Annotated in this window: 25 protein-coding genes; 7 read left to right on the top strand and 18 right to left on the bottom strand. The window is 68.5% G+C overall.

Translation table 11 applies throughout. The features are described from left to right. Nucleotides 1-9: 9 nt before the first annotated feature. From CLU95_RS12050 to CLU95_RS12040, 3 genes are all read left to right on the top strand, one after another. A complete protein-coding gene (locus CLU95_RS12050; RefSeq protein WP_099793370.1) occupies nucleotides 10-381 on the top strand; it encodes a YraN family protein in 372 nt (123 codons plus the stop codon). Between the two features lie 85 nt (nucleotides 382-466). Continuing rightward, nucleotides 467-1,117, top strand: coding sequence for an SIS domain-containing protein (locus CLU95_RS12045; RefSeq protein ID WP_099793368.1), 651 nt, complete (start codon nucleotides 467-469; stop codon nucleotides 1,115-1,117). Next, entirely contained in the window at nucleotides 1,114-1,902 is a 789-nt protein-coding gene (locus tag CLU95_RS12040) for a BON domain-containing protein (protein WP_180288585.1), read from the top strand. The genes CLU95_RS12045 and CLU95_RS12040 overlap by 4 nt, the downstream gene beginning before the upstream one ends. Before the next feature lie 30 nt (nucleotides 1,903-1,932). Here the strand turns inward: CLU95_RS12040 and CLU95_RS12035 are convergent, their stop codons facing one another. The 3 genes from CLU95_RS12035 to CLU95_RS12025 form a co-directional block, all read right to left on the bottom strand. Next, nucleotides 1,933-2,841 (bottom strand): NAD(P)-dependent oxidoreductase, encoded by a 909-nt coding sequence (locus CLU95_RS12035; protein WP_099793366.1) that lies wholly within the window; start codon nucleotides 2,839-2,841, stop codon nucleotides 1,933-1,935. A gap of 65 nt (nucleotides 2,842-2,906) precedes the next feature. After that, the gene (locus CLU95_RS12030; protein ID WP_099793364.1) at nucleotides 2,907-4,043 is read right to left on the bottom strand and encodes a PilT/PilU family type 4a pilus ATPase; all 1,137 of its coding nucleotides are present in this window, start codon (nucleotides 4,041-4,043) and stop codon (nucleotides 2,907-2,909) included. A 29-nt stretch (nucleotides 4,044-4,072) separates the two neighbouring features. Beyond that, on the bottom strand, nucleotides 4,073-5,116 hold the full coding sequence (locus CLU95_RS12025; protein WP_056576373.1) for a type IV pilus twitching motility protein PilT: 1,044 nt from the start codon (nucleotides 5,114-5,116) through the stop codon (nucleotides 4,073-4,075). Nucleotides 5,117-5,167: 51 nt separating this feature from the next. Between CLU95_RS12025 and CLU95_RS12020 the strand changes: the two genes are divergently transcribed. Beyond that, a complete protein-coding gene (locus CLU95_RS12020) occupies nucleotides 5,168-5,869 on the top strand; it encodes a YggS family pyridoxal phosphate-dependent enzyme (protein ID WP_099793362.1) in 702 nt (233 codons plus the stop codon). 51 nt (nucleotides 5,870-5,920) lie between these two features. On the opposite strand, the gene CLU95_RS12015 is transcribed toward CLU95_RS12020, so the two are convergent. Then, nucleotides 5,921-6,889 (bottom strand): tripartite tricarboxylate transporter substrate-binding protein, encoded by a 969-nt coding sequence (locus tag CLU95_RS12015; protein WP_099793360.1) that lies wholly within the window; start codon nucleotides 6,887-6,889, stop codon nucleotides 5,921-5,923. Next, entirely contained in the window at nucleotides 6,886-8,091 is a 1,206-nt protein-coding gene (locus CLU95_RS12010) for a pyridoxal-phosphate dependent enzyme (RefSeq protein ID WP_099793358.1), read from the bottom strand. Before CLU95_RS12010 ends, CLU95_RS12015 begins: the two co-directional genes overlap by 4 nt. A 122-nt stretch (nucleotides 8,092-8,213) precedes the next feature. Between CLU95_RS12010 and CLU95_RS12005 the strand changes: the two genes are divergently transcribed. After that, complete coding sequence (locus tag CLU95_RS12005) at nucleotides 8,214-9,101, top strand: LysR family transcriptional regulator (protein ID WP_180288584.1); 888 nt, start codon at nucleotides 8,214-8,216, stop codon at nucleotides 9,099-9,101. 28 nt (nucleotides 9,102-9,129) lie between these two features. Here the strand turns inward: CLU95_RS12005 and CLU95_RS12000 are convergent, their stop codons facing one another. The 13 genes from CLU95_RS12000 to CLU95_RS11940 form a co-directional block, all read right to left on the bottom strand. Continuing rightward, a complete protein-coding gene (locus CLU95_RS12000) occupies nucleotides 9,130-9,873 on the bottom strand; it encodes a sulfite exporter TauE/SafE family protein (RefSeq protein ID WP_099793354.1) in 744 nt (247 codons plus the stop codon). Nucleotides 9,874-9,883: 10 nt separating this feature from the next. Next, nucleotides 9,884-10,474 carry a malonic semialdehyde reductase gene (locus CLU95_RS11995; RefSeq protein ID WP_099793352.1) on the bottom strand — a complete coding sequence of 197 codons (591 nt, stop codon included), beginning with the start codon at nucleotides 10,472-10,474 and terminating at the stop codon, nucleotides 9,884-9,886. Then, nucleotides 10,471-11,307: an alpha/beta hydrolase gene (locus CLU95_RS11990; RefSeq protein WP_099793350.1), complete on the bottom strand. Its 837-nt coding sequence runs from the start codon at nucleotides 11,305-11,307 to the stop codon at nucleotides 10,471-10,473. Before CLU95_RS11990 ends, CLU95_RS11995 begins: the two co-directional genes overlap by 4 nt. Nucleotides 11,308-11,312: 5 nt before the next feature. Next, nucleotides 11,313-12,206 carry a 4-hydroxy-tetrahydrodipicolinate synthase gene (gene dapA, locus CLU95_RS11985; protein WP_099793348.1) on the bottom strand — a complete coding sequence of 298 codons (894 nt, stop codon included), beginning with the start codon at nucleotides 12,204-12,206 and terminating at the stop codon, nucleotides 11,313-11,315. 40 nt (nucleotides 12,207-12,246) lie between these two features. After that, the gene (locus CLU95_RS11980; protein WP_235926969.1) at nucleotides 12,247-13,062 is read right to left on the bottom strand and encodes an ABC transporter ATP-binding protein; all 816 of its coding nucleotides are present in this window, start codon (nucleotides 13,060-13,062) and stop codon (nucleotides 12,247-12,249) included. Continuing rightward, on the bottom strand, nucleotides 13,059-13,460 hold the full coding sequence (locus CLU95_RS11975) for a VOC family protein (protein WP_070063818.1): 402 nt from the start codon (nucleotides 13,458-13,460) through the stop codon (nucleotides 13,059-13,061). Before CLU95_RS11975 ends, CLU95_RS11980 begins: the two co-directional genes overlap by 4 nt. Nucleotides 13,461-13,516: 56 nt before the next feature. Then, complete coding sequence (locus CLU95_RS11970) at nucleotides 13,517-14,287, bottom strand: ABC transporter permease (RefSeq protein WP_099793346.1); 771 nt, start codon at nucleotides 14,285-14,287, stop codon at nucleotides 13,517-13,519. A gap of 54 nt (nucleotides 14,288-14,341) precedes the next feature. Further along, complete coding sequence (locus CLU95_RS11965; protein ID WP_099793344.1) at nucleotides 14,342-14,911, bottom strand: VOC family protein; 570 nt, start codon at nucleotides 14,909-14,911, stop codon at nucleotides 14,342-14,344. Between the two features lie 17 nt (nucleotides 14,912-14,928). Then, nucleotides 14,929-15,945: an ABC transporter substrate-binding protein gene (locus CLU95_RS11960; protein WP_099793342.1), complete on the bottom strand. Its 1,017-nt coding sequence runs from the start codon at nucleotides 15,943-15,945 to the stop codon at nucleotides 14,929-14,931. Between the two features lie 64 nt (nucleotides 15,946-16,009). Continuing rightward, the gene (locus CLU95_RS11955; protein WP_099793340.1) at nucleotides 16,010-16,948 is read right to left on the bottom strand and encodes a fumarylacetoacetate hydrolase family protein; all 939 of its coding nucleotides are present in this window, start codon (nucleotides 16,946-16,948) and stop codon (nucleotides 16,010-16,012) included. Between the two features lie 227 nt (nucleotides 16,949-17,175). Continuing rightward, nucleotides 17,176-17,865, bottom strand: a complete 690-nt coding sequence (locus CLU95_RS11950) for a GntR family transcriptional regulator (protein ID WP_099793338.1) — start codon at nucleotides 17,863-17,865, stop codon at nucleotides 17,176-17,178. 113 nt (nucleotides 17,866-17,978) lie between these two features. Next, nucleotides 17,979-18,446 (bottom strand): Lrp/AsnC ligand binding domain-containing protein, encoded by a 468-nt coding sequence (locus CLU95_RS11945; protein ID WP_062478450.1) that lies wholly within the window; start codon nucleotides 18,444-18,446, stop codon nucleotides 17,979-17,981. 143 nt (nucleotides 18,447-18,589) lie between these two features. Beyond that, complete coding sequence (locus tag CLU95_RS11940) at nucleotides 18,590-19,045, bottom strand: hypothetical protein (protein WP_099793336.1); 456 nt, start codon at nucleotides 19,043-19,045, stop codon at nucleotides 18,590-18,592. A gap of 251 nt (nucleotides 19,046-19,296) precedes the next feature. Between CLU95_RS11940 and CLU95_RS11935 the strand changes: the two genes are divergently transcribed. Next, nucleotides 19,297-20,571, top strand: a complete 1,275-nt coding sequence (locus tag CLU95_RS11935) for a Glu/Leu/Phe/Val family dehydrogenase (protein ID WP_099793335.1) — start codon at nucleotides 19,297-19,299, stop codon at nucleotides 20,569-20,571. 112 nt (nucleotides 20,572-20,683) lie between these two features. After that, nucleotides 20,684-21,373 carry a DUF2242 domain-containing protein gene (locus CLU95_RS11930; protein ID WP_099793333.1) on the top strand — a complete coding sequence of 230 codons (690 nt, stop codon included), beginning with the start codon at nucleotides 20,684-20,686 and terminating at the stop codon, nucleotides 21,371-21,373. Nucleotides 21,374-21,384 lie beyond the last annotated feature (11 nt).

Raw genomic sequence — 21,384 nt, 5'->3', positions numbered from 1 at the left:
CAGGGAGCCATGACGACAAGCACCACGACGACGAAGCATCGCGGCGATGCGGCGGAAGACGCCGCGCTCGACCACCTGCGCCGGGCCGGCCTCGTGCCGGTCGCGCGCAATTATCGAACGCCGGGACGCGGCGGCGGCGAGGTCGACCTGATCATGCGCGATCCGCGCGACGGCACGCTGGTGTTCGTCGAGGTGCGCCAGCGCAGCGCGGGCTCGCACGGCGGCGCGGGCGGCAGCATCACGGCGGGCAAGCAGCGGCGCATCGTGCTGGCCGCGCGGCACTACCTGGGCCGGTTGCGGTCGCTACCGCCGTGCCGTTTCGACGTGGTGCTGATCGAGGAGAAAATCACCTGGTTGAAAGCCGCCTTCGATGCCGGCTGACGCACCCGCCAGGGAACTGAAGCCTTGCTGAAGGCTCCACCACTCCAACGTCTTGTTTCACGACCCCCAGTTATCATCGCGCCCCATGCTCGAGCAACGGATTCAGCAGCACTTCATTGACAGTGCCGACCTCAAATACCAGACCGGCCCGGTCCTCAGCAAACCCATCTCTCAAGCGATGCAGGCGCTGCTGGCCTGCGTGACCAGCGGCGGCAAGGTGCTGGCCTGCGGCGCCGGTGTGTCGGGCTTGCTGGCCGCGCAGTTCGCTTCCAATTTTGTGGGCCGCTTCGAACGCGAGCGGCCCGAGCTGGGTGCCATCGCGCTGCCCGGCGACACCACCGACCCGGCGGCCGACAGCCCGCAGGCCGCCGATGCCGACCGCTTCGCACGCCAGGTGCGCGCGCTCGGCCAGGCTGGCGACGTGCTGCTGGTGCTCAGCGCCAGTGGGCATTCGTCCGCGGTGCTGGCCGCCGTGCTCGCCGCGCACGAGCGCGACATGACGGTGGTGGCGCTGCTCGGCAACGCCGCGACCGGCTTGGCAGCGGCCGCGCCAGGTGCCGCTGCTACGGGCGGCACCGGCGGAACCATCGGCCGCGCACTGCGCGAAACCGACGTCCAGATCAGCGTGCCGCACGAGCGTGCGGCACGCATTCACGAAATCCACCTGCTCGCGCTGCATTGCCTGTGCGACGGCGTGGATGCCCAGTTACTCGGAGAACAGGAAGTTTCCTCATGACCATGACCAAGGCATCGACCCAACGTTTCGCTCTGGCCCTCACCCTCGGCGCCGCTCTGGTGGGCGGCCTGTCCGCCTGCGTGCCGCTCGTCGTGGGCGGCGCCGCGGTGGTGGGCGTGGGCATGGTGGCGACCGACCGCCGCAGCTCGGGCGCCCAGCTCGACGACCAGGGCATCGAGCTGCGTGCCGCGGCCCGCGTGCGCGACATCGCCAACGACAACATGTACGTGAGCGTCACCAGCTTCAACCGCCAGGTGCTGCTGACCGGCGCCGTCGGCAACGACGCCGACCGCCGCCGCGTCGAGGACGAGGTGAGTCGCGTCGTCAACGTGCGCTCGGTGGTCAACGAGCTCACCATCGGCGCCCCGAGCACCTTCCAGGACCGCTCGAACGACCTGTACATCACCGGCAAGGTGAAGGCCTCGCTGCTCGACGCCAAGGACATCTTCGCCAACTCCTTCAAGGTCGTGACCGAGCGCGGCACGGTCTACCTCATGGGCATCGCCACGCGGCGCGAGACCGACCGCGCCACCGAGATCACGCGCGGCGTGACCGGCGTGGCGAAGGTGGTGCGCGTGGTCGAGGTGGTGAGCGAGGCCGACCTCGCTGCGAGCCAGGCGGCCAACCAGGCCGCCGCACAGCGTGGCGGCACGGGCCCGGCACCGGTGAGCAACGCGACGCCGTCGACGCCAGGGGCTTCTTCCTCGGGTTCGCGCGTGCCGCTGCCGCCGATGGAGCCGCTGCCCGCACCGGCCGGTGGTGCGACCACCACGCCGGTCCGCTGAAACTAAAAAGCCCGCTTCCGCGGGCTTTGTTCATTTGAGCCGGATGATGAGGCTCGAGGTGTCCCAGCGTCTGCCGCCGGCCTGCTGCACGTCGGCATAGAACTGGTCGACCAGCGCCGTCACCGGCACGCGCGCGCCGTTGCGCTTGGCTTCATCGAGCACCAGGCCCAGGTCCTTGCGCATCCAGTCGACGGCAAAGCCGTAGTCGAACTTGCCGGCGATCATGGTCTTGCCGCGGTTGTCCATCTGCCAGCTCTGGGCCGCGCCCTTGCCAATGACGCCCAGCACGGCTTCCATGTCGAGACCTGCGCGCTGGCCGAAGGCGATGGCTTCCGACAGGCCCTGCACCAGCCCCGCAATGGCGATCTGGTTGACCATCTTCGCGAGCTGGCCTGCGCCGCTCTCGCCCAGCAGCGTGACCGCGCGCGAGAAGGCCATCGCCACCGGCTTGATGCGTTCGAACACCGCCGCGTCGCCGCCGCACATCACGGTGAGCGCGCCGTTCTGCGCGCCCGCCTGGCCGCCCGACACGGGGGCGTCGATGAAGTGCAGGCCGCGCGCCTGCGCCGCCTTCGACAGCTCGCGCGCCACGTCGGCCGAGGCCGTGGTGTGGTCGACCAGCACGGCGCCGGGCTTCATGCCGGCCAGGGCGCCGTCGTCGCCGAGCACCACCGAGCGCAGGTCGTCGTCGTTGCCGACGCAGCAGAACACGATGTCCGCGCCGGCCGCCGCTTCGCGCGGGGTCGGGGCGTGGCGGCCGGGCGCACCGAACTCGGCGACCCAGGCCTGCGACTTGGCGGGCGTGCGGTTGTAGACCGTGACCGTGTGGCCGGCCTTGGCCAGGTGCCCGGCCATGGGCCCGCCCATGACGCCGAGGCCGAGGAAGGCCACCGTCTGGGCGGGAACGGATTCGTAGGTGCGGGGGTTGATGCTGCTCATGGCCGACAGCTTAAAGCCAAAGAAAGAAAGCCGGCGCGTCCCAGGGACGCACCGGCAGTGCGGCCTCAGACGATCGCGAAGTGCTCGGTGCCGGCCGCCAGGTCGGTGCTGCGCGCGCGCTGGCTGTTGAGCTTGATCTGCAGGCGCAGGTCGTTGGCCGAGTCGGCGTTGCGGATCGCTTCTTCGAAGTTGATCGCGTTGCCCTCGAACAGGTCGAACAGCGCCTGGTCGAAGGTCTGCATGCCCAAGTTGCGGCTCTTCTTCATGATCTCCTTGATCTCGCCCACCTCGCCCTTGAAGATCAGGTCGGAGATCAGCGGCGTGTTCAGCAGGATCTCGACCGCCGCCACGCGGCCCTGGCCGTCTTCGGTGGGCACCAGCCGCTGCGAGACCAGCGAGCGCAGGTTCAGCGACAGGTCCATCAGCAGCTGTGCGCGGCGCTCTTCGGGGAAGAAGTTGATGATGCGGTCCAGCGCCTGGTTGGCGCTGTTGGCGTGCAGCGTGGCCATGCACAGGTGGCCGGTTTCGGCAAAGGCCACGGCGTGCTCCATGGTCTCGCGGTCGCGGATTTCGCCCATGAGGATCACGTCGGGCGCCTGGCGCAGCGTGTTCTTGAGCGCGGCTTCCCAGCTGTCGGTGTCGATGCCCACTTCGCGCTGCGTCACCACGCAGTTCTTGTGCGGGTGCACGAACTCGACCGGGTCTTCCACCGTGACGATGTGGCCGAACGAGTTCTCGTTGCGCCAGTCGACCATCGCGGCCAGCGTGGTCGACTTGCCCGAGCCCGTGGCGCCCACCAGGATGGTGAGGCCGCGCTTGGTCATCGCCACGTCTTTCAGCACCTGCGGCATGCCCAGCCCGTCGATGGTCGGCAGCTTGGCGGGAATGGTCCGCAGCACCATGCCGACCTTGCCCTGCTGCACGAACGCGTTCACGCGGAAGCGGCCGATGCCGGTCGGCGAGATCGCGAAGTTGCACTCCTTGGTGCGCTCGAACTCGGCCGTCTGGCGGTCGTTCATGATCGAGCGCGTGAGCGCCAGCGTGTGCTGCGCGCCCAGTGCCTGCTGCGACACCTTGGTGACCTTGCCGTCGACCTTGATGGCCGGCGGAAAGTCGGCGGTGATGAACAGGTCGCTGCCGTTGCGGCTCACCATGAGCTTGAGCAGGTCGTTGATGAACTGGCTGGCTTGATCGCGTTCCATGATGTCTGTGCTCCGGGTGGCTGTTCGAATCAGCCGGGGAAATTCTCGGGAATCTTGGCCTTGCCGCGCGCTTCGGCGGCAGAGATCGTATTGCGGCGCACCAGCTCTGTCAGGTTTTGGTCGAGCGTCTGCATGCCCGAACCCTGGCCGGTCTGGATGGTGGAGTACATCTGCGCGACCTTGGCCTCGCGGATCAGGTTGCGGATGGCCGGCGTGCCCAGCATGATCTCGTGCGCCGCCACGCGGCCCTGGCCGTCCTTGGTCTTGCACAGCGTTTGCGAGATCACGGCTTGCAAAGACTCCGACAGCATCGCGCGGATCATTTCTTTTTCTTCGCCCGGGAACACGTCGATGATCCGGTCGATGGTCTTGGCGGCTGACGAGGTGTGCAGCGTGCCGAACACCAGGTGGCCCGTTTCGGCCGCGGTCATGGCGAGGCGAATGGTTTCGAGGTCGCGCAACTCGCCCACCAGAATCGCGTCCGGGTCTTCGCGCAGGGCGGAGCGCAGTGCGTTCGAGAACGACAGCGTCATCGGCCCCACCTCGCGCTGGTTGATTAGGCACTTCTTCGACTCGTGCACGAACTCGATCGGGTCTTCCACCGTGAGGATGTGGCCGTACTCGTTCTCGTTGAGGTAGTTCACCATCGCCGCCAGCGTGGTCGACTTGCCCGAGCCCGTGGGGCCCGTCACCAGCACCAGCCCGCGCGGCTTGAGCGCGAGTTCGCCGAAAATCTTCGGGGCGTTGAGCTGCTCGAGCGTGAGAATCTTCGAGGGAATGGTCCGGAACACGGCGGCCGCACCGCGCGCCTGGTTGAAGGCGTTCACGCGGAAGCGCGCGAGGCCGTCGATCTCGAACGAGAAGTCGACCTCCAGGAACTCTTCGTAGTGCTTGCGGTGCGTGTCGCTCATGATGTCGTACACCATGGCGTGCACCGCCTTGTGGTCCAGTGCATCGACGTTGATGCGGCGCACGTCGCCGTTCACGCGGATCATCGGCGGCAGGCCGGCCGACAGGTGCAGGTCGGAGGCTTTGTTCTTGACGCTGAACGCCAGCAGTTGGGTGATGTCCACGGGGCTCCTCGGGCAGGCTTTAGTGACGTTTTGATACGAATTCGGAAGATTATGACGATGATTGGCGACGACCTCCAGCAAGTAAGGGCCCGGATCGACCAGGCCTGTGCAGACGCCGGGCGCGACCCGTTGGCGGTGCGCCTGCTGGCGGTGTCCAAGACCTTCGGGCCGGAGGCCGTGCGCGAGGCGCACGCGGCCGGCCAGGCGGCGTTCGGCGAGAACTACGTGCAGGAGGGCCTGGACAAGATCGCCGCGCTGGCCGACCTGCGCGCGGGGCTCGAATGGCACTGCATCGGCCCTCTGCAGAGCAACAAGACGCGGCCCGTGGCCGAGCAGTTCGACTGGGTCCACAGCATCGACCGCCTGAAGATCGCCGAGCGCCTGTCGGTCCAGCGGCCGGCCCATCTGCCGCCGCTTCAGGTGTGCCTGCAGGTCAACGTGGACGGCGGCGCGAACAAGTCCGGCGTGCCGCCGGAAGAGGCATTGGCCCTCGCGCGCGCTGTGGCGGCCTTGCCACAGCTGCAGCTGCGCGGGCTCATGGCGATCCCCGAACCGGCGCCCGATTTCGCGGCGCAGCGCGAACTGTGCCTGCGTGCGCATGCGGTGTTCGAGTCGATCCGCGCCGCGGGCATCGCGCTGGACACGCTGTCGCTGGGCATGAGTGGGGACCTCGAAGCGGCGGTCAGTGCCGGCAGCACGATGGTCAGAGTGGGAACTGCGATCTTCGGCGGCAGGGCGCGCAAACCGGCCTGAAGCTGCCGGCAACCCGCGGGCAGTGGCCCAGATTCCGAGCGGCCTGTCAGCCTATTCCGGCTTCAGGGCGAGGCTGCGCGCGACGGCTCCCCAGCGTCGGACTTCGCCTTGCATGAACTCGGCCAACTCGGGCCTGGACGATGAAAAGCGCAGCACGATGCCCAGCGACGAGAGCTTGTCCTTCACACCCGGGTGGGCCATGACCGCTGACACCTGGCCGCGCAGCTTCTCGAGCATGTCCGTGTTGGCGTGCGCCGGCGCCACCAGGGCCCACCACTGGTCGATCTCCATGTCGCGCACACCGAGCTCCTTCAGCGTGGGCACGTTCGCCAGCAGGGGGATGCGGCTCGCAGAAGTGACGGCGAGGGCGCGCAGCTTGCCCGATTGGTAGAGCGACGCACCGGCTGCCAGGGACGAGAAGTGCCCGGCGACGATGCCGCCGGCGACATCGACCAGCGCCGGCGCGGAGCCCTTGTAGGGCACGAGGGTGAATTTCAATCCGCTGCGCGCGGCGAGCAATTCAGAAGACAGGTGGCTCACGGTCCCTGCTCCGCTGTGGGCCAACGCGAGAGGCGGCTCGCTTTTGGCGCGTGCCACGAAACTCGCGAAGTCGGTGGGCGCCGCTGGATCGGCACTGGTGAAGAAAACGAGTGGCGTCGTGCCCAGCAGCGTGACGGGTGCGAAGTCGCGCAGGAGGTCATAGGGAAGCTTCGCCGTCACCGCGGGTGCGATGGCGTGCGGCAATTCCACGATCAGCAGGCTGTTCCCGTCGGGGGGCGCCTTGGCGACTGAATCGGTGCCGATCTGCCCGGCCGCGCCCGGTCTGTTGTCGACGAGCACGGTGCGGCCCATGGTTTCTGACAGCCGCTGCGCAAGCACCCGTGCGATGGCGTCGGTGCTGCCGCCTGGCGCCCAAGGCACCACGATCCTGATCGGCACGGTTTGGGCGCTCGCCTGGCCTGCGAGGCCGGCGGCAAGGAGCGCAAGGACGGCCTGGCGTCGTGAGGGATGCAGCGTCATGCGGGGACTCCGTGGGAAGGTTGGAGCAAGGAAGGGGTGGTGGCCGGGTCCGGCCACGCCGGGTCGCGCGTGGCATTGGCGGTCAGCACCAGGCAGACGTGCGAGGACGGGGCGATGCGCTGCGTGGCGACGAGTTGCTGTGCGGCAGCCAGGGTCGCGGCCGCGCAAAGCTCGGGCTGGCTGCCCACGGCCTGCCAGCTGACCCTTGCCCGCCGGGCCGTCGTGTCGTCGATCGCCACCGCGCCTCCACCCGTTGTGGTGACGGCCTGATGCTGCAGCCAGGTGGTCGTGGCGCCGGCGGTCGAGAACTGGGCTGTCTGGCCGGGGTGGGAGGCGTGCAGCGAGGCCCCTTTCAAGACCAGGGAGAGGCGGGGAAACGGCTCCACGGCCCACAGCTGCGGCATGGCCCGTATGCGTCCCGCGGCTTGAAGTTCCGACAGTCCGCGATAGATCCCCCAGAGCAGATCGCCGCGTGCCGTCGGCACCACGATGTGGTCTGGCAACTTGTCCCAAGAAGCCATTTCGGCCGCGATCGTCTTGTAGCCCTCGATGGCAAGCGGTGCACCGCCCAAGGCGGGCAGGTGATAGTTGGTCAACGGCAAGACGCCCGTGTCACCGGCGCGGCGGGCCACGTGGTCCCAACGTCCCTGGTTGTCCGGGAAGACGAGCCGCGCAGCCCCCTGGGCTTGCAGCGCTTCGACATAGGACTGCGGCATGTCGGCGTATGTCGCGACTTCGCAGCGCAGGCCGGCTGCGCGCGCGTAGACCGCTGCGGAGAGGGCCGCGTTGCCGCTCGAGGCCAGCACCAACGTGTCGGCGCCGGCCAGCAGCGCGTGCGCCACGCCGAACGCCGACATGCGGTCCTTGTGTGAGCCCGAGGGATTGCGGCTTTCGTCGTGCACCGTGAGCTGCGCGACGCCCAGGGCTTTGGCGAACGCCGGCAGCGAGCGCGAGGTCCCGGCCTGTGTCTGCTTCACGAAGCCAAGAAAGGGCAGCGAGATGCCCTGGCCAGGAGCGCCCGCATAGGAAGCGGCCAGGCTCACATGGCGGCCGGCCGCGGCGCACTTCGCGCAGCCATCGTGGCGCAGTGAGACGGGATAGAGCGTTCCGCACGAGAGGCAACGCAGCCCCTCGAGAGCGGGGTTCCAGCGCAACCCGCTGCGATGCGCGGGCTGCAAGTCTGTGGGGGCGGGAAAAGGCATGCGGGCAGTCTAGGCAGCGAACAGCAGCGCGGCCAGCCAGCGGGCCTTAGGGTATATAAGTTGGCCTTATGGCTCGTCAGACCCCATCCGCCCCTGCCCCTGCCCCTGACTGGACACCGACGTTGCGCCAGCTCGAAGTGCTGCGGGCCGTGGTGCAACTCGGCTCGCTGAGCCGGGCGGCGCAGGCTTTGCACATCAGTCAGCCGTCGGTGACGCAGACGCTGTCGCAACTGCAGCGCGACTGCGGTGTGGAGTTGCTCACCCGGCGTCATGGCCGCGTTGCCGCGACGGAGGCCGCGCAGGCTTTGGTGGGCGACATCGACGAGGTGTTCGGCGCCATGGAGCGCGTCGGCGCGCGCCTCGACGCATTGCGCTCGCCGGCGAAGGGCGAATTGACGGTGGCATGCCTCCATGCGCTTGCCACCGCAGTGCTGCCGGACACGGTGGGACAGTTCAGGCAGAGCTTTCCCACGATCCGCCTCACCTTGATGGTGGAGAGTTCACGCAGCATTCGCGACGCGCTGTTGGCGGGGAAGGTGGACTTCGCGGTGCTCAGCGACGAGGTCGATCTTGCCGGGCTGACGGCCTCGAGCTTCTACGAGGTGCCCGCTGTCTGCGCCATGCCGGTCAGCCATCGTCTGGCGCGGCGAGCGGTTCTGGTCCCTGCCGATCTTGCGGGCGAAGCCGTCATCGCGCTTTCTCCGCCGGCTCCCACATGCGCCGAGATGATGCGCAGTTTCGTCGAAGCCGGCGTGCCTTGGCAGCCTGCGATCAGCACGCCCTACAGCCTCACGCAATGCGAAATGGCGCTGGCCGGCGCGGGTATCGCGATCACAAATCCCATCGTGGCGCACAAGTTCCACAACCAGGGCCTGGCCAGCGTGCCTTTCGAACCGGCGCTCGTGTTCCGTGCCTGCCTGGCTTTCGGGACGACCTACCGTGCCAGCCGCGCGAGCCAGGCCTTCATCGGGCTGCTGCGGTCGAACACCTTCAAGCGCATCGGCGTGTGAACGCGTTGGCGCAGCGTCCATCGGGCCTTCACGATGAGCGAAGAAAGAACAGCAGGCTCATCGTCAGCCCCGTGGCGACGATGCCCGCGCGCAGCCAGGCAGGCGGCAGGCGCCGCGCGCCCCGGGCACCGAGGTAGCCGCCGAGCAGCGCGGCGCCCGCCATGATCGCGGCCTCGCGCCAGGCAATGAGGCCGCCCCAGGCATAGAGGGCGACCGCGATCAGCGTGAGCAGCGCCGACACCTGGTTCTTGAGCCCGTTGGCAGCCAGCAGGCGGGTCTGGCCGAGCAAGCCGAACAGTGCCAGCAGCAGGATGCCCAGCCCGCCGTTGAAGTAGCCGCCGTAGACCGTGACGGCGAGCACCGAGACCATCGCGACCGCCGGCCGGTGCGCGCCCGACTGGCGCGAGGCCGTGAGGCGCGGTGCCAGCACGAACAGCAAGGTGGCGAGCAGCAGCAGCCAGGGCACGACGCGGCGGAAGGTGGCATCGGGCGTCAACAGGAGCAGCAGCGCGCCGGTGCTGCCACCGATCAGCGAGAGCACCACGAGCGTCCGCATGGACAGCCCGGGCGGCGGTTGGGTGTCGCCGCGCAAGCCCCAGGCCGCCGACAGGTAACCGGGCAGCAGCGCGAGCGTGCCCGTGGCGTTGGCGCTGACGGCGGGCACGCCGGCGAACACCAGGGCCGGAAGCGTGAGGAAGCTGCCGCCCCCGGCCACCGCGTTCAGGGCGCCCGCCACGAAGGCTGCGGCGATCAACGTCGCATCGACAAGCATCGTGCGACCCTCAGGCGAAGCGGCAGGCTTCTTCGAACGCAAGCCTCGGGTGGCGGTCGAACAGCTGGGCAGGGTCGCCGTGGCCGAGGTTGCACAGGAAGTTCGTGCGCACCGAGGTGCCGTGCCAGAACGCCGCATCCATGCCTGCGGCGTCAAAGCCCGACATCGGCCCGCAGTCCAGCCCGATGGCGCGTGCCGCGAGCATGAAGTAGCCGGCCTGCAGGCTCGCGTTGCGAAAGGCCGTGCGCAGCGCGTGCGCCTCCTTGTCGGGCCCGGTGAAGTCGTCCTGCATCGCGGGCCGGTGCGGAAAGAGCCGTGGCAGCTCGCGGTAGAAGGCCGTGTCGAAACCGAGGATCGCGGTGACGGGCGCCGTCATGGTCTTGTCGACATTGCCGGGCGAGAGCAGGGGGCGCAGGCGTTCGCGGCCTTCGTCGGTGCGCACGAAGACCACGCGCATCGGCGAGCAGTTGGCCGAGGTCGGCCCCCATTTCACGAGCTCGTGGATCTGGCGCAGTTGCGCTTCGCTGACCGGTCGGGGCAGCCAGCCGTTGTGCGAACGGGCCTGGCGAAAAAGGGTGTCGAGGGCGCTGTCTGGAATCATGGGGAAGGTGTGTCGTCGAAGGACCGCATCAGGCGAAGCGCCGCGGTCGCGATGGCGCCGTCGGCTTGCGTCAGTGCGTCGAGGATCGAGAAGTGAGCGTGGCCGGGGCAGTCGATGTGGCCGGCGTGCACGCCGTGCCACTGGCGCCGAATGATCCCGCTTTGTTCGTGAAAGCCGGCGTTCTCCTCGCTGCCCAGCGCGGTGAGCAAGGGCGCGCTGGCGACCGGTCGCAACAGGGCGGGGCTCAGGGCCGCCGCGCTGAGCGGCGTGAAGCGCGTGGCTTCCATCACCGACGGCACGTCGAGCAGTGGGCGCAGGTCGTACAGCGCGCTGATGCAGACGGCGGCTTTCACCTCGGGTGCCGTGGCCAGCAGCATCGCTGCCAGGTGCCCGCCGGCCGAATGCCCGCAGGCGAACAGGCGCCCGGGCGGTGCGTCCCACTGCGCGTGGTGCGCGGCGAGCCAGGCTGCCGCGCTGCGCATCTGCGCGACGATGGTCTCCACGCTCACTGCGGGGCACAGCGCGTAGTTGACCACCGCCACCGCATAGCCGGCGGCGGTGAAGGGCGGTGCGACCAGCGAGGCGTCGCTCTTGTCGAGCGAGCGCCAGTAGCCGCCGTGGATGTACATCAGCGTGCCGCGCGGGCGGCCTGCGGGCAGGAACAGGTCGAGCCGTTCGGCTGGGTCCGGCCCGTAGGCCAGGTCGAGCCGACCCGGCGCGCCGGCACGCACCGCGGCGGACGCGCGCGCCCAGCCGTCGAAGATGCGCTGGTAGTGCGGGACGGCCAGGCGCGCGTTGTAGCGGCGCTCGCCGTCGGTGGGGTTCGCCGGCATGCGGGCTACGCGCTCTCGGCGATGCGGGCGACCACGGCCTGCAGGTCGGCGCGCACCTTCTCGGACAGCCCGGCCACGGGCGGGCGCGTCGGCCCGGCGCTGCGACCCGCGAGGGTCATGGCCTCCTTGATGACGACCGGGAACGAGCCCCAGGCCCAGGCCGCACGCAGCGGCGCGAACACGTTCGACAGGCGCAGCGCCTCGTCGTGGCGGCCGGCGCGCAGCGCGTCGTACAGGCGCACCATGAGCTCGGGGAACACATTGGCGGCGGGCGAGATGGTGCCCTGCGCGCCGTGGAACATCATCGACAGCGCGATGGTGTCGCGGCCCGAGAACAGCAGCGCGGGGCGCGGCGCGGTCAGCAGGTACTCGATGGACTGCGTGAGGTCGCCGCCCGAGTCCTTCATGCCCACGATGTTGTCGGCCGCCTGCATGCAGCGTGCGAGCGTGGCGGGCAGCACGTTGACGCTGGTGCGCGGCGGGTTGTTGTAGAGCATCACAGGCAGCTTCGTCGCGCGTGCCACGGCGGTGTAGTGGGCCACCAGCTCGTCCTGCGTGGGCTGCACGAAATACGGCGTGATCACCAGCGCCAGGTCGGCGCCCAGGGCTTCGGCCGCCTGCGTGAGCGCCATGGCCTGGCGCGTGGTGGCGCCGCCGGTGCCCGCGTACAGCGGCACGCGGCCGTCGATGGCGCGCATCGACAGCTCCAGCAGCCGGATGTGCTCGTCGGTGTCCAGGGCGAAGAACTCGCCCTGGCTGCCGGCGACCGAGATGCCGTGCACGCCGGCGCGGATGTAGCTGTCGATCAGCTCGCCGACGCGGGCTTCGTCGAGCCGGTGGTCGGCGGTGAAAGGCGTGGCCATGGCGGGCACGACGCCGTGGAATTTCGAGAGGTTCAAGGCAGAAAGCTCCGGAAGAAAAAGGGGGCGAGGGGCGACGTCAGTCGACGCCCATCAGATGGCCCAGCTGCACCACGTAGTGGCCGAAGGCGGCCGCTTCCTTGGTGGTGCGCGGGTCGCGCGGGCGCGGCAGGTCGATGCGGATGTCCTCGACGATGCGGCCCGGCCGCTCGGACATCACGAGCACGCGGTCCGAAAGAAAGACGGCCTCCGAGATGCTGTGGGTGATGAGGATCACCGTCTGGCGCATCTCCTGCCACAGGCGCAGCAGCTCGACGTTGAGCTGGTCGCGCGTGAGCGCGTCGAGCGCCCCGAAGGGCTCGTCGAGCAGCAGCACCTGGGGCCGCATCACGAGGATCTGTCCGAGCGCGGCGCGCTGGCGCATGCCGCCCGAGAGTTCGTGCGGATAGTTGCGGCGGAACTTCTCCAGCTTGAGGATCGGCAGCAGCGCTTCCACGCGTTCGTCGATGTCCTTCTTCGGCAGCTTGCGCACCTCGGCCGCGAGGCGGATGTTGGCTTCCACGGTCTCCCACGGCAGCATGTTGTGGGTCTGGAACACCACGCCCACGTCGTCGGACATCCGCGTCTGCAGGTGGTCGAGCACGCGCACCTCGCCGCCGGCGTCGGGCTGTATGAGCCCGGCCACGATGCGCAGCAAGGTGCTCTTGCCGCAGCCGCTCGGCCCCAGGATCGAGACGAACTCGCCGCGCTGCACTGTGAAGTCGACCTGCTCCAGCGCGCGCACGCTGTGGCGCGCGTCGAAGGTCTTCGCCACGCGGCTGACGCCGATCGCCGTGTCGATGGCACCGGGGGCGCGCACCGTCGCCTCGCCGGTGGCCACAGTCCCAGGCTTCACTTGCGGGCCCCCACCCAGCCGCCTTCGGAGATGTCGAAGACCACGCCGTCGAGGTCGCGGAATTTCATCTCGTAGTACAGGCTCTTCTTGTCGTGCGGCAGGTCCATGAAGAAGGTGCCGCCGTGGTCTTCGATGGCCTTGCGCTGTGCGTCGAGGTCGTCGACCCAGAAGCCGAAGTGGTGCGTGCCGATCCAGTCCTTGCCTTTTTCGAGGCCGGCGGCCTCGTCGGTCTTGTAGTTCAGCAGCGCCAGGCAGATGGTGCCGTCCGTGAGGTACACGCCATCGGCGATGGGCGAATGCGTGGGCTCGACGATGGTGAGGTCGAAGACCTCGCTGTAGAACTTGGCCGCCTTCTGGGGATCGGGAACGGCAAGGGCGATGTGACGCAGTTTGGCCATGGGGATGTCTCCTGAGTTGAAATCTTTGGAAAAGGCGAAAGAGAAAAGGAAGGGGCTCAGAGCCCGCGCCACCAGATGCGCTTGGCGGCCAGTTCGACCAGCAGGTACAGCAGGCCGGCGACCACCGAGATCACCACCAGCGCGGCAAACAGGTAGTCGGTGCGCGCGTTGGCGTTGGCTTCGAGGATGAGGTGGCCGAGCCCGCGCTCGGAGCCGACGAACTCGCCCACGATCGCGCCGATCACGGCCAGCGGCATGGCCGAGCGCAGGCCGTCCATGATCGACGGCAGCGCCGAGGGCACGTAGAGGCGGCGGAAGGTGGTCCAGGACGAGGCACGGATGGCGCGGAAGTGCTCCACCAGATGCGCCGGCGTGCCCGCCAGCCCGCCCATGGTGGCGATCACCACCGGGAAGAAGGCGAAGAGAAAGGCCATCAGCACCTTGGAGGTGTCGCCGTAGCCGAACCAGATCACCATGAGCGGCGCCAGCGCGATCTTGGGCAGGCCCTGGAACACCACGATGAGCGGGTACAGCGACCGCCGCACCACCGGGATGGCGTGGATCGCGAGCCCGAGCAGCACGCCGCCGATGGCCGCCAGCGCGAAGCCGGCCAGCACCTCCTGCGTCGTGACCCACGACTGCACGAGCAGCGCCATGCGGTTGGTCCACAGGCTGTCGAGCACCTGCGACAGCGGCGGCAGCAGGTAGCGCTTGATGCCGAACACGTCGACCGATTTCTCCCACAGCAGGCCCAGCGCGAGGAACAGCAGGGCGGGGTCGGTGAAGCGGCGCCACGATTCGGCGCGCGAGGAAGGGGCGGGGTGCATGTGTCTTGTCTCCGGATTTTTTATGTGTGTCGTGTCTTGTCGCGGGGTGGGCGTTCAGCGCTTCGGGTTGTCGCTGTTGTCGCCTTCGTCTTCGGCCGTGCGCGGCCCCCACTCGGGCGGCGGCACCACGAACCGGTCGAAGTGCCACTGGTCGAAGGCCGCGAGGTCGTTCTTCCAGACGCGGGGCGTGTAGGGTTGCGCGGGCGTGATCTGCACCATCTCCGCGTAGAACTCGCAGTAGTTGCCGTCGGGGTCCTTGAACACGAGGAACAGGTTCTCGCCGGGCCCGTGCTTGCCGATGCCGCGCACGATGTCGATGCCCTGCGCCTGCAGGTAGCGCGCGGCGTCCTCGATCTCGGCCAGCGAGCCGAGCTGGTAGGCGAAGTGCTCCAGCCCGGGCCGCCCCGGCGTGTAGGTGGCCGCATGCTGCGGATCGCCGGGCGCAATCTGCGCCAGCGCCAGGTCGTGGTGGTCGTTCCCGCAGCGCAGGAAAGCCATCTGGTCCTCGATGTAGTCGGACACCTCCAGCCCGACGATCTCGGTGTAGAAGCGCACGGAGGCCTTGAGGTCGCGCACGTTGAGCACGACGTGCCCAAGGCGCTGGGGACGGGGGCGTTGAACCATCGGTGTTGCTCCCGCGCTCATGGTGCGAGCAGGTCGTTGCTGTACGCGTCCTGCGGCTTCACCTTGCCGCCCAGGCCGAAGGCCTTGTCGACGAACTGCACGGTGGCGCGCATGCGGTCATCGCGCAGGTGGCCCAGCCCCTTGGCCTTGGCTGCCGGGTCGACCAGCAGGTCGTTCATGTCCTTGATCTGCGCCAGCGCCACGGCGCGGTCGGTGGTGGGGAACATCTTCACCATGAGGTCGGCCGCCTGCTCGGGGTTGGCCATGGCGAACTCGTAGCCGCGGTACGAGGCGCGCAGGAACTTCTTCACCACCTCCGGTCGCTTCCTGATCAGGTCTTCGCTGGCCGCGAAGCCGCTGCCGTAGGCGTCCAGTCCGAAGTCGCTGTACTCGATCCAGCCCAGCGTCACGCCCGCGGCCTGGGCCTGCTTCTGGGTGACGGCGCGGTTGCTCCCGCGCCAGCATTCGGCCAGGTCGACCTTGCCTTCGATCAGCGAGGCGTCGACCACGGCGGGGTCCATGCGCAGCAGGCGGATGCTCTCCTTGGGCTGGCGGTTCAGCTCCAGCCAGGCGGGCACGACGTTGTGCACCGGCGAGGCCGAGCCGCCGCCCAGCCGCAGGCCCTTCATGTCGGCGGGCGTCTTGGGCTGGTGGCGCTTGGTGTCGAAGCAGATGCCGGCGGGCCAGCGCGTGTTGATGGCGCCGATCATGCGGATCTTGCCGCCGTTGGCGCGGTTGAGCACCAGGCTGATCGGGTCGACGTAGCCGAACTCGAACTGCCCCTGGTCGAGCTCGTTGGCGGTGCGGTTGCCGCCGTAGCCGCGCACGATGGCGGTGTCCAGGCCCAGCTCGCGGAAGTAGCCCTGCGCCTGCGCGACGATCACGCCCACCGAGCTGCCCTGCGGCAGCCAGGCCATGTTGTAGGTGACCTTCTCCTGGGCGAACGCGGGGGGTGCGCCGGCCAGCATCGCGCTGAAGGCGAGGCCGGTCAGTGCGCGCGCGATCGCGGCGAATCCTCTGCGGGTGGGTTGCATGTCGTTGTCTCCATACCTTGTTGTGATGCGAAAGAACGGGGCCGTGGCCCCGCCGTGCCGGCGCTCAGACGCGCTCTGCCTGCACTTGATTGGCCAGCCGTCCGATGCCCTCGATGCTCGCCACCAGCCGGTCGCCCGGCTTCAGGTAGATACCCCGACCCATGCCCACGCCAGTCGGCGTGCCGGTGGCGATCACGTCGCCGGGTTCCAGCGTGACGATGGTCGACAGGTAGGCGATCTGCTCGCGCACCGTCCAGATCATGTTGGCCGTGCTGTCCTGCTGCATGGGCTCGTCGTTCACGTCCAGGCGCATCTGCACGGCCTGCGGGTCGGGGATCTGCCAGGCGGGCACCAGCCACGGGCCGATGGGTGCGAAGGTGTCGTGGCACTTGCCCTGGAACCAGTCGTGCTTGAACGGGTAGTCGCCGCGGATGTTGAGGTCGCGCGCCGAGATGTCGTTGACGATCGTGTAGCAGGCCACGGCGTCGAGCGCGTCCTCGACCGAGATGCGGCGGCAGCGCTTGCCGATCACGGCGGCGAGTTCGACCTCCCAGTCGAGCTTGCTGGTCTCGGGCGGCATCTGGATCGTCTCGCCGTTGCCGATCACCGTGTTCGAGAGCTTCAGGAACATGTACGGCTTGCTCTGCGACTTGGCCGCCAGCACGGTGCCCATTTCGTTGGCGTGCGAGGCGTAGTTCGAGGCGGCGCAGAAGATGCGGCTCGGCACGAAGGGCGCAGCCACGGCCGCGGCGCCGTCGGCCACCGGCCGGATCGCGCCCGAGGCGGCCAGCGCGGCGGCGATGGGCGTGGCGTCGCGCAGCCAGGCCTGGGCGTTCGCCCAGTCGCGCAGCATGGCTTCGACGCCTTGCGTGACCCAGGCTTCGGGCAGCGGCGGCAGGCCGGCCGCGCGGGCCGCCTCCAGGTCGTACAGCTGGCTGTCGATCACCAGGGCGGGGGCAAGCCCGCCGGCGCGGCGGTAAGTGGCGAGCGCGATCCAAGACATTCGATTGACTCCTCTTTGTAGGTGGATTGGAATCCGCGACAGGTATTTTGCATTCAGTGTCTGCGAATTGTGTGCAATTTTATGTTTTGGTGTTCATGAGAGTCAAGGATTTGTCGCGATGCACCTGAAACGGGCGTGCAGGCGCGCGCCGCGGCCGGCCTGCGCCGGGAACGGCGGGCCGGGGCGGGCAGCGGAACGGGAGGGAGGGAAGGGGCGCGGCGGCCGCGTCAGGCGGCGGCGCTGGAAGACGGGGTGCGGGAGGCGCTGCCGTCGAAGTGCTGCAGCACGTTCATCGCCGAGTTGGCCGCATGGCTGTGCATGGCGGCGGCGGCGGCGTCACCGTCGTGCGCCAGCAGGGCGGCAACGAGGGCTTCGTGCTCGACATGGGAATGCTGCAGGCGGTTCTCTGTCGTGAAGAAGCCTTGCGAGCGGAAGGGCGCGAGGCGCTGCCGCAGGCTCAGTGCGAGGTCTTGCAGCGTCTTGTTGCGGGCGCCGGCGTAGATCAGCGCGTGAAATTCCTCGTTCAGCGCGGCGTAGGCTTTCGCGTCGCCCTCGGCGGCGGCGCGCCCGGCCTGCTGGTGAACGAACTCGATGCGCTTGCGTTCCGACGGCGCGGCGCGCAACGCGCACAGCTTGGCGCACAGGGCTTCCAGTTCGCCGGAGGCTTCGAAGAGGCCGTCGAGGTCGGCGGGCGCCATCGTCGCCACCGAGAAGCCGCGGCGCGGCAGGTGCTCGATCAGCCGTGTCGAGGCCAGCTGGCGCAGCGCATCGCGCACCGGGCTGCGCGAGACGCCGAAGCGCGTCGCGATCGTCTGTTCGTCTAGGCGTTCGCCGGGCTGGAAACGGCGCAGCACGATTTCCTCGGCCAGGCGGTCCGAGATGGTCTGGGACAGCGTTTTTCCAGGCTCGTTTTCCATGGTGTGCTTCTTCGGGGGCGTGCCATCCACGCGATGCGGGACGACATATTGTCGACAAAATTAAATTGTCGCATGCAATTGCGCCGGCAAAAACGCCCTCGATGGGCGCCGGCTCAGACCCCGAGCGGCAACCGCGCGCTGCTCTTCACCTCTTCCATCACCGCATACGTGCGCGTCTCGCGCACCCCGGGCAGCTGCCACAGCACGGTGCCGGCGAACTCGCGGTAGGCGGCCATGTCGGCCATGCGGGTCTTGAGGAGGTAGTCGAAGCCGCCGGCGACCATGTGGCATTCCATGATCTCGTCGCGCACCTGCACGGCGGCCTTGAACTGGTCGAACACATTGGCGGTGGTGCGGTCGAGTAGCACCTCGACGAAGACGGTGAAGCCCCGCCCCAGCTTGTAAGGGTCGAGGCGGGCTTCGTAGCCCAGGATGAAACCATCGCGCGTGAGGCGCTGCACGCGCGCCAGCACCGCCGTGGGGGAGAGCGCGACGGCCTCCGCCAGCTTGAGGTTGGTGATGCGCCCGTCTTCCTGAAGGATCTTCAGCAGGCGCAGATCGATGCGGTCCAGATCAAGCATTCGAGAATTATCCGGCGCACACATCGATCGACTGCAAAAAATGCGGCCTATTTGCCACGGCCATAGGAGATAGAACCAAGGAAATGCCGTTGGACTACCCTTTTGTGGTCATTTGGCCTACCGAAAGCCGTGGGTTACCGCATTCAACGCACCGTGGGCGCGCCGGGTGCGGCAGCCTGGCGGCCCGAGAGCTGGTCGACCAGCGCGCCGTAGGCCGGGCCTTCGCGCAGCTTGGTGTACGCGGCCTGCGCTTCGCGGTAGCCGGGGCGCGACATGTCGGCGCCCGCTTCGCCCGACTGCTGGGCGGCCAGGCCCGAGCGGATCCACAGTTGGGTGTCGGCGGCCACGGCGGCGCGGCTGTTGGCCGAGACGACGACCGGCTCCTGGCCCATGTTCTCGTTGTAGCCCTGCGTGGGCGCGGTCTTCAGCCATTGCTGGGCGTCGGCCGTCACGGCGGCGCGCGTCGTCGACGACGCGAAGGGGGCGGGGCGCGGATCGCCTTCGGCGTAGTTGCCGGCAAAGCTCGGCGCGGCCACGAGGCCGAGCAGGGCGGCGACGGCGGCGGTGTTCAGCAGGCGGGTGGTGGAAGACAGCTTCATGTTCGTTCACTCCTTGAGGTGGTTGCTTGGTTGGTGAGAACGACTGTACGAAGCGCATCCACGCGGTCGATAACTTCTGGATGACGGTTTTGTCATGTGCGTATCCACCTGCTTCGGGCCGCGTCTTGCGGCAGCGCAAGGGGCCTTCCAACTTCTCTTGCATAACCGCCATCGCGGCATGCATAAGCCATGGCGCACCGCCCGCAGTCGGCATATCGTTGCGCCCATCCATTCCAACCAAGGGATCTTTCATGAACGAGAAACTCTCCTTCGTCAATCCGACGGCCAACAGCCCCTGGGGCACCTACCTGTCGCAGGTCGATCGTGTCGTGCCGTACCTCGGCCCGCTGGCGCGCTGGGTCGAAACCCTCAAGCGCCCCAAGCGTGCGCTGATCGTCGACGTGCCGATCGAGATGGACAACGGCACCATCGCCCACTTCGAGGGCTACCGCGTGCAGCACAACATGAGCCGCGGCCCGGGCAAGGGCGGCGTGCGCTTCCACCCCGACGTCACGCTCGAAGAAGTGATGGCGCTGTCGGCCTGGATGACCATCAAGACCGCGGCCGTCAACCTGCCGTACGGCGGTGCCAAGGGCGGCATCCGCGTCGATCCGAAGAAGCTCTCGCTGCAGGAGCTCGAGAAGGTCACGCGCCGCTACACCAGCGAGATCGGCATCATCATCGGCCCGCACACCGACATCCCCGCGCCCGACGTGAACACCAACGCGCAGATCATGGCGTGGATGATGGACACCTACTCGATGAACACCGGCGGCACCGCCACCGGCGTCGTCACGGGCAAGCCGCTGCACCTGGGCGGTTCGCTGGGCCGCGTGAAGGCCACCGGCCGCGGCGTGTTCGTCACCGGCCGTGAAGCGGCCCGCCGCCTGGGCCTGGACCTGCGTGGCGCGCGCATCGCGGTGCAGGGCTTCGGCAACGTGGGCTCGGTCGCGGCCGAACTCTTCGTGGAGGCCGGCGCCAAGATCGTCGCGGTGCAGGACCACACCGGCACCATCGTGAACACCAACGGCCTCGATCTGGCCCAGCTCGTGCCCATCTCGCGCACCGACGGCGTGGTCGGCTTCAAGGCCGGCGGCGACATCGTGCCGAACGAAGACTTCTGGGACGTCGCCTGCGACATCCTGATCCCGGCCGCGCTCGAAGGCCAGATCACCGCCGAACGCGCCAAGAAGACCACCGCCAAGCTGGTGCTCGAAGGCGCCAACGGCCCGACGGTGCCCGAGGCCGACGACATCCTGGCCGAGCGCGGCGTGCTGGTCGTGCCCGACGTGATCTGCAACGCCGGCGGCGTGACGGTCTCGTACTTCGAATGGGTGCAGGACTTCTCGTCCTTCTTCTGGGACGAGGACGAGATCAACGTGCGCCTGGACCGCATCATGATGAACGCGCTCAACCAGATCTGGGACACGGCCGACAAGCACAAGATCTCGCTGCGCACGGCCACGTATGCGGTGGCCTGCGAGCGCATCCTGATGGCGCGCCAGGAACGCGGTCTGTACCCCTGATGCCCTGAAGTCGGCGCTGGGGCTTTCAGGGCCTTTCGGGAACCCCCGGCCTGCTGGGGGCTCGAAGCGAAGCCGCCGGGTGGTTAGCATCCGGTGTCCTTCCCGCCCTGCCATGCCGCCCACCTCTTCTGCTGCTTTCATCTTCTCTTCGCCGGCCCGCGTGCCGGCGTTTCTGTTCCCGAGCCTGCTGTCGGTGCTCGTGCTGGCCGGCTGCGGCACCTTGGGCACGCGACAGGCCTTCGAGCCCGAAGACTTCGACTCCACCACCACCCACACGCGCAACTACGCCGCCAGCGAGGCCCAGACCTGCGAGGCCGCGCGCCGCGCGTTGCTGAGCCAGGGCTACATGGTCACGGCCGCCAACGCCGACCTGGTGACCGCGCGCAAGAGCTTCCAGCCCGCGCCCGAGACCCACGTCGAGGTCGAGTTCCGCGTGGTCTGCGCACGCGAATTGGGTGCGGGCAGTGCCTCGTCCGGACGCAGCACCGTGGCCTTTGCGACCGCATTGCAAGACCGCTACGGACTGAAGAAGGGCAGCAACTCGGCCAGCCTGGGCGTGGGCGCCATCGGCTCGCTCTCGCTGCCTTTCGGCGGCAGCAACGAGGCGATGGTCAAGGTGGCGAGCGAGACGCTGTCCGACGAACGTTTCTACGACCGCTTCTTCACGCTGGTCGAGCGCTTCCTGCAGGGCGGCGGGCCGGACATGCCCGCCGATGCTGCGCCGGGGGACGAGACACCGAAGCCGTCTGCGCGCCCCGCTGCAACGACCTTCCCCGTGTCGCCGTCGCCGAACCGCGGCTGAACCGGCGGCGC

The organism is Variovorax sp. 54, assembly GCF_002754375.1.
GTDB lineage: Bacteria > Pseudomonadota > Gammaproteobacteria > Burkholderiales > Burkholderiaceae_C > Variovorax.
Note: the sequence above shows the minus strand (reverse complement) of the source record. Positions and strands in the feature narration are given on the sequence as shown.